Below are 13,199 nucleotides of genomic sequence, written 5' to 3' on the forward strand. Positions count from 1 at the left end.
ATGTGTCAGGTACACGGAAAGACAGTTGATGGGGAAACGAGATGTGAGCATTACCACTCCCCATTGGATGTCATAGCAATCAAGTTCGCCTGCTGCAATAAATTCTATCCTTGTCACCAATGCCATGAAGAGACGGCCGGTCATCAAGCCGAAGTCTGGTCAAAAGACCAATTCGATGAACATGCCATACTTTGCGGTGTGTGTAAAACGACACTTAGCATCGACCAATATAGGCATACAAATCAATGTCCAAACTGCAAAGCAGCATTCAACCCAGGTTGTAATCTGCATCATCATCTATATTTCGAACAAATGGAAAGAGGCTGCCGTTAATTTGGCAGCCTCTTTCTCTATTCTGCTTTCCAGCTCAAGGCTTGAAAGGAAAAGGCGATGTAAAAGCACTGCAAATGCTGCAATCCCAAGACAAATCAGCAAGATGGATATCCCGATGACAGCCAGGCCAGGATATAAAGCTTGATGGAGCAGCAGGAAGATGATACCCGCTCCGTAGATGCTGGTAATTAGGAATGCACTGATTTTTATTCGTGTCAGCGATTTGCAGGCGGGCCAGCCCTGATGATTCTCCAAGCCTCAAAGCGCGCAAGCAGGAAGGGAATCAACGTAACATACGTATCGAATAGAAGTGGTTCCTGTAAAAAGCAAACGTTGGATTCTGCTGTGTCAAGGCGTTTGCCATCGAAGGCAACCAAAAGATCGATAACGGAATGACAACAGCATCGATCAGAATCAGCATACTGTATAACGTGACAGAAACTAGATGTCGCATGTTAGTCACATCCTTTTCCTTCCATTATACGGTATTGCCAATTTAATTCGGATATTATTCTAAGACACGGAACGCTGCTCAGCAGTGTCTCCCGTCCGAGAAAAGATGAACTTCAGCATGGATGGTGTAACAAGTGTTGTCACGATGACCATAATGATGATGCTTGTATAATATTCCGGATCAAGTAAGCCAGAGCTTAATCCAGTACCTGCAATGATCAATGCCACCTCTCCGCGTGAAACCATACCGGTTCCGATTGCCAAGGAGGATTTGCCATTGAACCCAGTCAATCTTGCTCCAAGCGCTCCGCCGAACAGCTTCGTCACAATCGCCATGATACTGATGAGCACGATGAATAGAAGCTGTGATCCAACCCCTTCAAAACTGATATTCAACCCGATGCTGACGAAGAAAACAGGCACAAAGACGCCATAGGCAATCGGCTCTAATTTGTGTTCGACGACTTCCTTATGCTTGGTCTGGGAAATTGCAATACCAGCTGCAAATGCGCCGATGATACCTGCAACGCCCATATACTCGGCAAAGTAACTGAACACAAGTGCCAGGATGATGCCAGCAGAGACAATGGTCTCACTTACTTGGAAGCGAGCGAACAGCCTCATTACCATTGGGATCAGCCAAATGCAGGCAGCGATGATGACACCGAAGAAGAGTACTTTTTTCCCGATCAACGCACCAAGACTGACTGATTCGCCTGTACCTAGCACACTCATCAATACGGCAAGCAATACTACAACGAGAATATCGTCAACGACAGCTGCGCCTAAGATTGTCGTGCCTTCCCTGGAATTCAGTTTGTTCATTTCTTTCAAGGCCTGAACGGAAATACTGACACTGGTCGCGCAGAAGAGTAAGGCCAGGAATAATGCATGCCCTTGACTCATACCGAATAGGAGTGCAAGGCTGTAACCGCCGATGAATGGGAAAAGCACACCGAGAACGGCAACGGTAAAAGCAGATTTCCAGTTTGCTTTCAGCTGTTCCAAATCTGTCTCCAAGCCGGCGATGAACATGAGGACAAGTACACCAATTTCGGAGAATTCATGAATGAAGGATGTCTGCTGTATCCATCCGAGCACTGCGGGTCCGAGGATGACACCAGCAAGAAGCTCCCCCAGGACGGATGGCTGCCCGATTTTCAAAGCTAGCTGTCCAGCGATCTTTGTGAACACAAGTATTAAAGCTAAGTGTAAGATGAATTCCATATCTGACTCCTTTGAATTTTATTTATGCATTTCAAGACACAAAAAAGGCATATCCGACAGTTTCACTGTGGATATGCCTAAAATGGACACAGAGGAACCTGGGGTGGCAGGCTCCTCCGTAGAAATGCATATGTAATTGATTATAGTTACTCATTATAGAGCAGGATTAAAACGAAAACAACCACTTTTTCATCTGTTTCTTGCAGGCGGAAACGGGAAAACAGGTGAGGTAACCTGTACCAAGGAGTGGTGGATGTGAAAAACACATTTGATTTTCATACAAAACAGGGGCGTTATCAGCATACCCAAGAAACTCTCGCATTCTATTATCCTCAAGCAATTAATGACATTTACGAAGACGATCATGAAGGGTACCATATGGATGAGACGCTGACAGCATCCGCCCAGATGCATGGACCAAACGGGAAATGTGTCTATAGTGATCATTATGAAGAACTATTCCATCGATTCGGTGCATGGCGCTTGGTATCAATGGCTGACAGCAAATAATGAAGTCGAGGATGAAGTGAAAAGACCTTCATCAAAGACGAATTATCACCCAATCAGTGCAAGCTATTTGATTGCGTCCTATCACGGAGAGAGTCTGTAGCATGTGCGCAGATTCCTCTTCTTATTGCTATAATGATATTGGAAGGGGGAGGACAAGTATGTATGAAAGTGAAAGACTGCAAATCAAGCCGCTTGAGGGAAAGCATGCCAGTGAGCTTTTGGATTTGAACTTGCGGAACAGGGAACTTTTCGAATCCATTTCACCCGTGGAACGCAGTGATTCGGATTATGACTTGGAGAAATATCGAAAAAATATCGAAGCTGCCAAGAAGGATTGGAAGGAAGGCATAAGATACGAATTCGGAATATTCCTGAAACCAGATGACTCTCTGATAGGAACCGTTTCTTTATTTTTCATTGAGCGAAAAACAGCGGAAAAATGCATGATCGGCTATTCGCTGGATGAAGCACATAATGGAAAGGGCTATATGACAGAAGCTGTACAGCTCGCGCTGGATTTTGCTTTTGGGGAAGCAAAGTTCCATAGAGTCGAAGCAGGTGTCATGCCCCGAAATCTTGGGTCGATTGCAGTCCTTGAGAAATGTGGTTTTCAAAGGGAAGGTCTGGAGCGGGACTTGCTGCGGATCAGTGGCCAGTTCGAAGACCATTATAAGTATTCCATATTGGCGACAGATGCACGTACAAAGTAAAACCAGGAGCAATCTTTGCCCCTGGTTTTACTTATTAATGCTGCTGGGATGGAATAGGGCGTGAATGCCGTCGCCGCTCGCGGTCTTCTTTAGCAGCCGGCTGCTGCGGACTGCGAACTGTAACTGCAAGTAAGAAAGAAATGATGCAAAGGGCGCCGATGGCTATGAATGTCGGCTGAAAACCGCCAAGCAGTGATGCAATGAATGAGCCACCCAGTGCCCCGATTCCAAAACCTTGATAAATCACGCCGTAGTTTTTGCTTTGATTTTTCAATCCGAAATAATCAGCAATGATAGTCGGGAAGACAGTGATGTTCCCCCCGAAGAAGAAAGCAACGGCGGCCACACAGACGAAGAACAAAGTTGTAGACAGTTCCACCATACTTAGTACTGCTACTGCTCCTGCGGTGACAAGCAAACCTGCTGCAACCAAGTATAGTCGTTCCACTTTATCGGATAATGCGCCCAGCACGACCCTGCCGGTTGTATTACAGATGGCCACGACTGCGACGGCATTAGCTGCTGTTGCGGCAGAGAGACCGGCAAGTTCCATGCCGGCATCTTTGACGATACCGATTAAATACAAACCGCTCATACATGCTGTCAGGAAGATGACGAATAGAATGTATGCTTGTTTTGTATGAAGCATTTCCTTTATTGTGTAGTTTTTATTTACAGCCCCGACATTTGTTTCCTGCCCAAGGATGGCATCTTTAAGGAAGAATGCCCCGCCGCTGATCAAGAGGAGGGCTGCAATTCCCCAGATGAGGAAGGTGCCTTGCACACCTAGAGAGGAGAGCAATGCTTGGTTGATATATTTAAAGACAAAACTGCCTGTCCCGAATGCCCCTACCGAAATACCGGATATGAGACCTTTCTTTTCTGGGAACCATTTGATGACATTGGATAATGTCGTGATATAAGCAATACCGTTGGCAAAACCGACAACGACACCTGCCAATAGATAGATGAGCCAGAGTGATGTAGCAAAAGAACTTAGAATCAGTCCCGCACCAAGCAAGATACCAGCAAGGATGACCAGTTTCTTGATACCTAGTTTATCTTGCAGCTTTCCTCCGAAAAGAGTCGATACTGCCAAAGCAAAGCTCGTAATCGAGAAGGTGATGGCCACAGAAGAGACGCTCCATCCATATGCATCAGCCAATGGCTGGTTAAATAGACTCCATGTATAGATAGTACCTAGACCAATTTGTGTGATAATCGTACCGAGAACGATAAGCCAGCGATTTGTTTCCGTTTTCATGAGAAATCCCTCATTTCATCTACGTTGTCTTGATGGTTATATCATAACCGCTGCAGACGTTTGTGAAAGCGGTTTCTCATGAATTGCACGTATGTAGGAATGAATGGTCTTTAAAGGCGCATGATCTGTCTGAATGATTTTGCTTTACTCCGGCTTACCGGAATCTGCTCGTTCAATCCCTTCATTTTGACAAGATACGTATTATGGAACCAAGGCAGGATTTCATGTATCTTTTCCGTGTTTACAATATAGGAACGATGACAACGGAAAAACGTATCTGTAGGAAGCTGCTGTTCAAATGTACTGATGGAACCAGGATAGGTATATACTTCGTCTTTTGTATGAACATTCGTCTGTTTTTCATCGGCTTCGGCATATGCGATATCTTTTAAATTGATTACATAAATCTTTTCATCTTTCCAGACATTCAGTCGTGCCGATGCAGTTTCCATCCTCTCTGTCTCGACCGGGGCATTCAGTGTTTCAAGCTTCTTAAGCATTGTTGCAACTCGTTCCTCGCTGTAAGGCTTTAATATATAGTCGAATGCTTCCAGCTCGAATGCCTTGGCAGCATGTTCTTTATAGGCGGTTGTAAAAACGATGATTGGCTTATGCTTGAATTTGGCTAGACTCCCCGCTAGCATCATGCCATCGAGGGAGGGCAGATTGATGTCGAGGAACAGGACATCCGTCGTGTGTTCCTGAAAATATTTCAGCACATCCAATCCATCATCGAAGCATTCTGTCACCTCGATGGAACTGTATGTATCAATCAGATACTGCAGTTCTTCTTGTGCTGGGAATTCATCTTCTGCAATGATTGCGCGTAACGTCATGTTCATTTCCCTTCCTTTACTGGTATATCAAAGTAAATCTCGGTACCGGGATCAAGCAGATTGATGGTCAGCCCTTTGCCGTAAATAAGACGGACACGCTGATGCACATTTGCCAGCCCGATATTCTTCACACTTGCTTCATTCCGATATAGTTTGTCGACAATTTCTGGATCGATGCCGACTCCTGTGTCCCGTATGCTGATACGGATATCACGTTCTCGTGCTTTGACGGAGAGATAGACAACGCCTTTCCACTTCCGTTTCCGTACTCCGTGATGGATGGCATTCTCCACCAATGGCTGCAGCAGCAGACTTGGCACTTTTATTTGGACGGGATCGATATCGTACACAATCTGCAATTTGTCACCGAAACGGGATTTTTCAATTTCTACATAATCGCGCACTTGTTTGAGCTCCTCTTCAATGGCGATCATTTCATCATGAAGCTCTAAGTTATAGCGCAGATAGCCAGATAAGTTATGGATCAGCTCCCGTGCCCGGTTCGGATCGCGCCTCGTCGTAGAGGCAATCGCATTCAAGGAGTTGAACAGGAAATGCGGATTGATTTTTGACTGGAGCGCCTTCAGTTCAGCTTTATTGGCAGTTTCTTTAATCTGTTCGATTCGGGAGATTTCCATCAGGTTCGAAATGATTTGTGCCAATCCTATTCCAAGTGTCTGCAGTGAATCGGTGATGCGGTTTTTCTTTTCATAATAAATCTTCAAAGCACCTGTCACCTCGTCGCCTTCCTTGAAAGGCACAATCAGCAAACAGTGCATCTGCGGCAGGTGATGATCATCCACTTCATTTCGGATGACAATTTGCCCGCTGGACAAGGCTTGCCTTGTCATGTCGCTGACGATGGATGTCGTATCCCGATAGCGCTCTTCTCCGAGACCGTAATAAGCCACGACTGTTTCGGTGTCGGTTATGGCCACTGCGTCCGCACCGATTTCCTCCTTGATGATCTGACAGATTCGCTGTAAGGAAGCTGGCGTGATGGAACGGAAATAAGGAAGTGTCTTATTGGCGATATCCAAGGCGAGTTTCGCTTGTGCAGCAGCAATCTGTTTCTTTTCTCCTTCGATATTATGGACGAGCAAGATGAGTAAGCCGATGCTGATTTCGCCGACCATCATGGGAACGGCAATCTGTTCGACGATGGAAATTCCTTGGGATCTCGGTTCTCCGAGTGCAATGATCAAAAGCATGGTCAATGCCTGACTCAGAACACCTGCAATGATTCCTACATACCACCATCGATGCTTTTTGATCCTTTGGTTGATGAAGCCGGAGGCAAAACCGGCGGTCACACTGGTGATCAAGCATGGCAGGGAGGTGATGCCATCGATATCGATCAGATAACGGTGAAGCCCGGAAACAATGCCTGTAATGATGCCAACCCATGGTCCGAATAATATCCCGCCTGACAGGATGGCCACGGTCCTGATATTGACAAGGGAACCTTCCACTTCGATTCCGGAATATGTTCCGAATATGGCAAAGCTGCAAAAGACAACTGTCAGCACGGTGATCTCACTAATCGAATGATTTTCCTTCTGGAGGATTTCCTTGAAGCCTTTGATTTTAGTCAAGAAAAACAAGATGATCAACAGCAAGGCAGCACGTTCAAAAATCGATATGATCATTTCCAAAGTTGAATGCATAGGTGTAATCCCTTTCATCTGTATTGATAATAGTTTATCAGAAATTTAAACTGGAAGGGAATGGATGTGATAATGATTGGTGAGAAGAATGATAGATTCATTTGGTTAGAATTCCGGCATGTAAATAATATGTCATAATGCATAATGAGGCTGGATTTATCCTAATGAAAGCGCTATAATTAATATAATGAAACAATGTTCCGTATTGCGGAACGAAGTGAATCTATCGATCCCGTTGGTATCATTATTTTAAATGCGAATGTAAGGGGTTACATTGGGTGTTGGGAACCACAAAAAAGTAAGGAGATGAAGATGATGGAATTACGATATTCGACTCACCCGGAGCATGCAAAGACATTCACCACCGAGGAACTGCGCAATCATTATTTAGTTGAGGAACTTTTTGTGTCAGGGGAAGTCAAGCTTGTGTACAGCATGGAGGACAGGACAATCATCGGTGGTATCCAGCCAGCCGGAAGTGCAGTTGCTTTGGAAGGTTATGATGAAATCAAAGCAGATTACTTCCTGGAAAGACGGGAAGTCGGCATTTTCAATATTGGTGGCAATGGAACAATAACCGTTGATGGAGAATCTTACGAGATGGCGAATAAAGATTGTCTGTATATCGGTAAGGGGAAACAGGAGCTGCTTTTTGCAAGCAATGATGAAACAAATCCTGCTAAGTTCTATCTGTTTTCTGCGCCAGCTCACACTTCCTACCCGACGAAACACGCATCATTCCGTGATATTCCAGGAAATGCAATGGGGGCAAAAGAAAGTGCAAATGAGCGTGTCATTCGCCGCATCATTCATCTGGAAGGCATTCAAAGCTGTCAAATCGCCATGGGCATTACGATTCTCGAGAGTGGAAGCGTCTGGAACAGCATGCCGACCCATACGCACAATCGCCGGATGGAGGCCTATCTGTATATCGACTTGGATGAAGATGCACGTATGTTCCATTTGATGGGTGAACCGAATGAAACACGTCATCTTGTCATGAAAAATGAACAAGCTGTCATCTCACCACCTTGGTCCATCCACTGCGGCAGTGCTACAAGCAATTATGCATTCATTTGGGCAATGGCTGGTGAAAACAAAACGTACACCGACATGGACCAGGTGTCGATGGATGAGCTTCGCTAAAGGGGGATAACAATGAGTTTGATGGACTTTTCCATGGATTATTTCAGTTTGACCGGCAAGGTGGCAATCGTGACAGGAGGCAGCAAAGGGCTTGGGCAAGGTTATGCAGTAGCTTTGGCGAAGGCGGGTGCAGATGTCTTTGTTGTCACGCACCAAAATGATTGGGAGGAAACGAAGGCGCTGATCGAAGAGACGGGTGGCAAGGTACACTTCCATCAGGCTGATCTGACAGACAGGGAAAAAGTGAAGCAGGTTGTGGCAAGCTGTGTGGATGTGTTCGGCAAGGTCGATATTCTCGTGAACAACGCAGGTACAATCATCCGGACACCGCTGCTGGAGTACAAGGAAGAAGATTGGGATAAAGTCATGGACGTCAATCTGCATGCGGTTTATCTGCTGGGACAGGAAGCCGCGAAAGTGATGGCCGAGCAAGGCGGCGGGAAGATCATCAATGTTGCATCCATGCTATCTTTCCAAGGCGGCAAATTCGTACCGTCTTACACAGCCAGCAAACATGCTGTCGCAGGATTGACTAAAGCCTTCGCCAATGAACTGGGAGCTTACAATATCCAAACGAATGCAATTGCACCGGGGTATGTGGCGACTGCTAATACGGCGCCGATCCGTGCTGATGAAAAACGGAATGCTGAGATTCTGTCCCGTATACCGAGCGGGCGCTGGGCAGATCCGTCTGATTTGATGGGGGTGGTCGTGTTCCTGGCAAGCCGTGCGTCCGATTATATGAATGGTCATATCCTGGCGGTGGATGGAGGCTGGCTGGCGAGATAAATAAGCTTTGAATGCATGCATCGGAGTTGTTTGACGGGAAAGAGAGATTGAGAGGACTGGGAAGGTGACCAAAGATCTGGAGAATCTTTGTGTATGCCACCCTCTCATTCCAATGATCTGGTCGATCATTATAAAAATAGCATATCACGTAAAGTGATTCAAACATCTCAATTTCTTTTGCTCGATTACCTATAAGGAAAGGTAAGGGATGCAAAATGAAAATAATGAAAACGATGGAGAGGATTCCTGGCGGGCTCATGCTCGTACCGTTATTTTTAGGAGCAATCATCAACACCTTCGCGCCTAATTCGGCGGAATATTTCGGTTCATTCACTGGCGGACTCATGACGGGTACCATTCCGATCCTTGCTGTGTGGTTCTTCTGTATGGGGGCAGGCATCCAGTTGAAATCGACTGGTACGATTCTGCGGAAGTCCGGAACGCTCGTCATTACAAAAATTGCCGTTGCATGGGTCGTAGCGATCATTGCAGCTCAGTTTCTGCCTGAAGGCGGTATTCAGACTGGTCTATTTGCCGGATTCTCCGTCCTGACACTTGTTGCTGCCATGGATATGACGAATGGTGGCTTGTATGCATCGATCATGCAGCAGTACGGATCAAAAGAAGAAGCTGGGGCATTCGTCCTCATGTCGTTGGAATCCGGTCCGCTTATGACGATGATCATTCTTGGTTCGACAGGTCTGGCTGCGTTTGAACCGCAAGTATTCGTCGGAGCGGTACTTCCATTCCTGGTCGGCTTCCTGCTTGGAAACCTGGATAGTGATCTTCGGGCCTTCTTCAGCAGAGCAACACAGACCATGATTCCATTCTTCGGATTTGCACTGGGTAATTCCATCGATCTGGGCGTCATCCTGGATACTGGGCTTGCAGGTATCATCCTTGGTGTACTTGTCATCGTTGTTACAGGAATTCCGCTTATGATCGCAGATAAATATATCGGCGGAGGAAACGGAACAGCAGGCATCGCAGCTTCCAGTACAGCAGGCGCAGCAGTTGCCAATCCGATGATCATCGCCACGATGATTCCGGAATTCATGCCGGTTGCAGAAGCAGCTACTGCGCTTGTGGCAGCATCTGTAGTTGTTACGTCCATACTCGTGCCGATCATTACGGCTTATTGGGCGCAGTATATGAAAAAGAAGGAAAACGGGAATTCGGATGATGCGGATATCGATCCGAATAATATCAATTCAAATACTGTATAAAACAAACGGAGAGGCATATACAGTATGTCTCTCTTTGCATAAAGGAGACGTTGACAGATGAGCAGGATCTTAACAATCGGGGAACCAATGGCGCTATTTGTTGCGGAACAGGAAGGTCTGCTGGATGATGCCGAACGCTTTTCCCGTTTCATCGCGGGGGCAGAAGTGAATTTCTCCATCGGAATGGCACGCCTTGGACATCAGGTGACGTATATCACGCAGCTGGGCTTGGATCCCTTCGGCAGGAACATTCATAAATTTTTACGGAAAAATAAGATTGATACCTCCTATATTGGCTATGAATCCGAATTTGTGACAGGGATGCAATGGAAGCAGAAAGTCAAGATTGGTGATCCGGAAGTTTTCTCGGCGAGAAAGAATTCCGCAGCTTCACATATGGACAAAAAGCTGATCAAGAAAATAAAATGGGCTGATTATGACCTTCTCCATCTCACAGGAATTCCGCCGGCTTTGTCGGATAGCTGTCGGGAACTCGTTTTTCAAATGATGAAGGAAGCCAAGGAGAATGGGCTGCAAGTATCATTCGATCCGAATATTCGGCCGGGACTATGGCCTGATAAGCAGGAGATGGCACAAGTCATCAATGATCTTGCCAGCCAAGCGGATATCATCTTTCCAGGTGTAGCGGAGGGAAGGCAATTGACTGGCAAAAAAGATGTGCTTGATATTGCTGCGCATTACCATGCAGCTGGCGTGCCGACGGTTGTATTGAAGCTTGGTGCAGAAGGTGCCTTCACGAGCTGTGCGGATGGTACGCAATTTTATACAGAAGGGTTTCCGGTCGAAGAAGTTGTCGATACGGTTGGAGCGGGAGATGGCTTTGCGGTCGGCGTTGTGAGCGGAATGCTGGAAGGATTGGAGCTGCCGCACAGCATTGCAAGGGGCGCTGCCATTGGTGCAATGGCGGTCATGTCCCCAGGGGATAATGACGGTCTGCCAAATCGGGATGAGCTGCTGCATTTCATGAAACGGGAGCCGATCGGATAAAAGAAGAAGGCCTTCCGCTTGGGGGGCCTTCTCCTCTACTTGGTATAGCCTAATGCATGGGAAATCTCCCCGCTGCAGGCTTTTACCTTACTAATCAATTCGTCATTCACCCTGTCCATTGTCACTCGATTGCTTGGCCCGGATATGCTGAAGCTTGCCACGATCCGATGCTCATGGCTGAAAATCGGACCCGCAATACAGCGGATACCTTCTTCATTTTCAATATTATCGAGAGCATATTCTTGCTGCCGGACTCTGTTTACTTCGGCGTACAGCTCTTCCTTGGAAGTAATCGTACGTGATGTGCGCGGTGTAAAAGTAGTAAGATCAGCTATTTCATCGAGCCTTCCTGTCGACATGCCGGATAAAAGAACTTTGCCGACAGCAGTGCAGTACATTGGTGCTCTGTTACCAATCCGGGAATACATGCGAATCGTTTGATTGCTTTCGAGCTTATCGATGTAGACGATCTCTCCTTTATCCTCGATGCATAAGTGAACAGTCTCATTGACATCTGCACAAAGCTGTTTCAGATAAGGTTTGGCCACATTGGCGATATTGTTATTATTCAAGACGCTGCGCGCAACATAAAGTGTTTGTAACCCGACCTTATACTTGTCTGACTCCGGATCCTTTGCGACATAATTCATGTCGACAAGCGTTGCCAGAAGCCGATGCGTCGTACTCTTCGACAGGTCGACCAGCTTGGTCAGCTTCGCAATCGGCAGACCATCGGGATAATCGGAAAGCGTATTCAAAATAGTCAAGGCACGTTCGAGTGATTGTACATTGGACATAGATATTACTCCGTTTCTATTGCATTCATTGCTTACTTCTATGATACGGGAACGGTTGGAGTTTGTAAATTCAGTACACATATGGAGGGAAAGCAAATGAGAAAAGCAGAAGTATTAGCCAAGCTTACCGGCCAAGCAATTGTAGCTGTAGTCCGTGCCGATTCGAAGGAGCAGGCAATCCGGATTTCCGATGCTTGTATAGAGGGCGGTCTTACAGGAATTGAAGTGACATTCACTGTTAAGGACGCTGAACTCGTGATCAAGCAGCTTACTGCCCAGTATAGGGAAAACACAGATGTGGTCATAGGGGCAGGGACAGTGCTGGATAGTACAACAGCCCGCCTAGCCATACTCGCAGGTGCCAGTTTCATTGTCAGTCCGACATTTGATGCGGAAACTGCCAAGCTATGCAATCTGTATCAGGTTCCTTATTTGCCGGGTTGTATGACGATCGGAGAAATAAAGCAGGCGATGGAAGCGGGAGCTGATATTATCAAGCTCTTCCCGGGAAGTGCTTTTGGTCCAAGTTTTATCAAAGCGGTAAAAGCTCCGCTTCCGCAGGCGAATATCATGCCAACAGGCGGAGTGGACTTGGAAAATGTCGGCGATTGGCTGAAGAATGGGGCGGTAGCTGTCGGGGTTGGCGGCAATCTTGTGGCGCCTGCCGCAACAGGAGACTATGACAAAATTACTTCGATTGCCCAGCAGTATATCCAAAAGGTAAAAGAAGCAAGAACTGATCGTGTGAATATTTGAACATGAGTCAAGCTGCCTCGCACATAAACTGAACACGGAGGAGGGGTGCTTGCTTCGTGTCAGCAAATAAACGTGAAATTGTGATTGTAGTTGTGAAAGCGACAGCCATTTATTCATTTGTCATGATTGATATTGCAGCGGGTACAGGCTTGTATATGACAGCGAAGTTTTTAGGTGCGGGATTGATTATTGCTTCTCTCTGTAGTATGGCGGGGGTAGAAAGTCTAAAGAGAGGGCCTGCATTAGTTCGTAATTTAACAAGAAAAGGATATCCATAATCTAAAAAGAAGAAATACATGCTAGAATCAGGGTAATTCAACTAGTTTCGGAAGTCAGGAGTCTTCCACAGCTTTTAAGGAGGCGTTCAGAATGAAAAGGTTCAATCCAGTATATAGCACAAAGCAGAAGAAAGAGGTAACGCGCTACTAAAAAGATGTTTGGAAGGGGAATGACCATCAACGAATTAGATGTAAAACT

16 protein-coding genes are annotated in these 13,199 nt (G+C 46.2%); 9 read left to right on the forward strand and 7 right to left on the reverse strand.

The window, feature by feature from the left end:
• Window positions 1-333, forward strand: coding sequence for a CHY zinc finger protein (locus tag AB1K91_RS01045; protein WP_413087478.1), 333 nt, complete (start codon window positions 1-3; stop codon window positions 331-333).
• Here the strand turns inward: AB1K91_RS01045 and AB1K91_RS01050 are convergent.
• The 3 genes from AB1K91_RS01050 to AB1K91_RS01060 are packed head-to-tail and all read right to left on the reverse strand — an operon-like array spanning window position 298 to window position 2,013.
• On the reverse strand, window positions 298-588 hold the full coding sequence (locus AB1K91_RS01050; RefSeq protein WP_413087479.1) for a DUF2975 domain-containing protein: 291 nt from the start codon (window positions 586-588) through the stop codon (window positions 298-300). The genes AB1K91_RS01045 and AB1K91_RS01050 overlap by 36 nt on opposite strands.
• Window positions 589-616: 28 nt before the next feature.
• Complete coding sequence (locus AB1K91_RS01055) at window positions 617-787, reverse strand: hypothetical protein (protein ID WP_413087480.1); 171 nt, start codon at window positions 785-787, stop codon at window positions 617-619.
• Between the two features lie 59 nt (window positions 788-846).
• Window positions 847-2,013 (reverse strand): cation:proton antiporter, encoded by a 1,167-nt coding sequence (locus AB1K91_RS01060; protein WP_413087481.1) that lies wholly within the window; start codon window positions 2,011-2,013, stop codon window positions 847-849.
• 255 nt (window positions 2,014-2,268) lie between these two features.
• On the opposite strand from AB1K91_RS01060, the gene AB1K91_RS01065 reads away from it, so the two are divergent.
• Both AB1K91_RS01065 and AB1K91_RS01070 read left to right on the forward strand, forming a co-directional pair.
• Window positions 2,269-2,523, forward strand: coding sequence for a hypothetical protein (locus AB1K91_RS01065; RefSeq protein ID WP_413087482.1), 255 nt, complete (start codon window positions 2,269-2,271; stop codon window positions 2,521-2,523).
• A 158-nt stretch (window positions 2,524-2,681) separates the two neighbouring features.
• The gene (locus AB1K91_RS01070) at window positions 2,682-3,233 is read left to right on the forward strand and encodes a GNAT family N-acetyltransferase (RefSeq protein ID WP_413087483.1); all 552 of its coding nucleotides are present in this window, start codon (window positions 2,682-2,684) and stop codon (window positions 3,231-3,233) included.
• A 34-nt stretch (window positions 3,234-3,267) separates the two neighbouring features.
• On the opposite strand, the gene AB1K91_RS01075 is transcribed toward AB1K91_RS01070, so the two are convergent.
• From AB1K91_RS01075 to AB1K91_RS01085, 3 genes are all read right to left on the reverse strand, one after another.
• Window positions 3,268-4,497: an L-lactate MFS transporter gene (locus AB1K91_RS01075; RefSeq protein ID WP_413087484.1), complete on the reverse strand. Its 1,230-nt coding sequence runs from the start codon at window positions 4,495-4,497 to the stop codon at window positions 3,268-3,270.
• A 110-nt stretch (window positions 4,498-4,607) separates the two neighbouring features.
• Window positions 4,608-5,333 (reverse strand): LytR/AlgR family response regulator transcription factor, encoded by a 726-nt coding sequence (locus AB1K91_RS01080; RefSeq protein WP_413087485.1) that lies wholly within the window; start codon window positions 5,331-5,333, stop codon window positions 4,608-4,610.
• A gap of 2 nt (window positions 5,334-5,335) precedes the next feature.
• Window positions 5,336-7,000 (reverse strand): LytS/YhcK type 5TM receptor domain-containing protein, encoded by a 1,665-nt coding sequence (locus AB1K91_RS01085; protein ID WP_413087486.1) that lies wholly within the window; start codon window positions 6,998-7,000, stop codon window positions 5,336-5,338.
• A 315-nt stretch (window positions 7,001-7,315) separates the two neighbouring features.
• Here AB1K91_RS01085 and kduI point away from each other — a divergent pair, with 315 nt between their 5' ends.
• The 4 genes from kduI (at window position 7,316) to AB1K91_RS01105 (ending at window position 11,169) form a co-directional block, all read left to right on the forward strand.
• The gene (gene kduI, locus AB1K91_RS01090) at window positions 7,316-8,146 is read left to right on the forward strand and encodes a 5-dehydro-4-deoxy-D-glucuronate isomerase (protein WP_413087780.1); all 831 of its coding nucleotides are present in this window, start codon (window positions 7,316-7,318) and stop codon (window positions 8,144-8,146) included.
• Between the two features lie 12 nt (window positions 8,147-8,158).
• Complete coding sequence (gene kduD / locus AB1K91_RS01095) at window positions 8,159-8,935, forward strand: 2-dehydro-3-deoxy-D-gluconate 5-dehydrogenase KduD (protein WP_413087487.1); 777 nt, start codon at window positions 8,159-8,161, stop codon at window positions 8,933-8,935.
• 215 nt (window positions 8,936-9,150) lie between these two features.
• Window positions 9,151-10,161: a 2-keto-3-deoxygluconate transporter gene (gene kdgT / locus AB1K91_RS01100; protein ID WP_413087488.1), complete on the forward strand. Its 1,011-nt coding sequence runs from the start codon at window positions 9,151-9,153 to the stop codon at window positions 10,159-10,161.
• 57 nt (window positions 10,162-10,218) lie between these two features.
• Window positions 10,219-11,169: a sugar kinase gene (locus tag AB1K91_RS01105; protein ID WP_413087489.1), complete on the forward strand. Its 951-nt coding sequence runs from the start codon at window positions 10,219-10,221 to the stop codon at window positions 11,167-11,169.
• A gap of 35 nt (window positions 11,170-11,204) precedes the next feature.
• Here AB1K91_RS01105 and AB1K91_RS01110 read toward each other — a convergent pair whose 3' ends face one another.
• A complete protein-coding gene (locus tag AB1K91_RS01110) occupies window positions 11,205-11,966 on the reverse strand; it encodes an IclR family transcriptional regulator (protein ID WP_413087490.1) in 762 nt (253 codons plus the stop codon).
• Window positions 11,967-12,062: 96 nt separating this feature from the next.
• On the opposite strand from AB1K91_RS01110, the gene AB1K91_RS01115 reads away from it, so the two are divergent.
• Both AB1K91_RS01115 and AB1K91_RS01120 read left to right on the forward strand, forming a co-directional pair.
• The gene (locus AB1K91_RS01115) at window positions 12,063-12,722 is read left to right on the forward strand and encodes a bifunctional 4-hydroxy-2-oxoglutarate aldolase/2-dehydro-3-deoxy-phosphogluconate aldolase (protein WP_413087491.1); all 660 of its coding nucleotides are present in this window, start codon (window positions 12,063-12,065) and stop codon (window positions 12,720-12,722) included.
• Window positions 12,723-12,778: 56 nt separating this feature from the next.
• Window positions 12,779-13,000: a hypothetical protein gene (locus AB1K91_RS01120; RefSeq protein WP_413087492.1), complete on the forward strand. Its 222-nt coding sequence runs from the start codon at window positions 12,779-12,781 to the stop codon at window positions 12,998-13,000.
• Window positions 13,001-13,199 lie beyond the last annotated feature (199 nt).

The sequence above is a fragment of the Terribacillus jepli genome, assembly GCF_047228925.1.
Lineage (GTDB): Bacteria > Bacillota > Bacilli > Bacillales > Amphibacillaceae > Terribacillus.

Bases quoted from the DNA above. Each gene is read 5' to 3' on its own strand.
- AB1K91_RS01045 (WP_413087478.1), top strand. From the start codon at position 1: ATGTGTCAGGTACACGGAAAGACAGTTGATGGGGAAACGAGATGTGAG.
- AB1K91_RS01055 (WP_413087480.1), bottom strand. From the start codon at position 787: ATGCGACATCTAGTTTCTGTCACGTTATACAGTATGCTGATTCTGATC.
- AB1K91_RS01060 (WP_413087481.1), bottom strand. From the start codon at position 2,013: ATGGAATTCATCTTACACTTAGCTTTAATACTTGTGTTCACAAAGATC.
- AB1K91_RS01070 (WP_413087483.1), top strand. From the start codon at position 2,682: ATGTATGAAAGTGAAAGACTGCAAATCAAGCCGCTTGAGGGAAAGCAT.
- AB1K91_RS01075 (WP_413087484.1), bottom strand. From the start codon at position 4,497: ATGAAAACGGAAACAAATCGCTGGCTTATCGTTCTCGGTACGATTATC.
- AB1K91_RS01080 (WP_413087485.1), bottom strand. From the start codon at position 5,333: ATGACGTTACGCGCAATCATTGCAGAAGATGAATTCCCAGCACAAGAA.
- AB1K91_RS01085 (WP_413087486.1), bottom strand. From the start codon at position 7,000: ATGCATTCAACTTTGGAAATGATCATATCGATTTTTGAACGTGCTGCC.
- kduI (WP_413087780.1), top strand. From the start codon at position 7,316: ATGGAATTACGATATTCGACTCACCCGGAGCATGCAAAGACATTCACC.
- kduD (WP_413087487.1), top strand. From the start codon at position 8,159: ATGAGTTTGATGGACTTTTCCATGGATTATTTCAGTTTGACCGGCAAG.
- kdgT (WP_413087488.1), top strand. From the start codon at position 9,151: ATGAAAATAATGAAAACGATGGAGAGGATTCCTGGCGGGCTCATGCTC.
- AB1K91_RS01105 (WP_413087489.1), top strand. From the start codon at position 10,219: ATGAGCAGGATCTTAACAATCGGGGAACCAATGGCGCTATTTGTTGCG.
- AB1K91_RS01110 (WP_413087490.1), bottom strand. From the start codon at position 11,966: ATGTCCAATGTACAATCACTCGAACGTGCCTTGACTATTTTGAATACG.
- AB1K91_RS01115 (WP_413087491.1), top strand. From the start codon at position 12,063: ATGAGAAAAGCAGAAGTATTAGCCAAGCTTACCGGCCAAGCAATTGTA.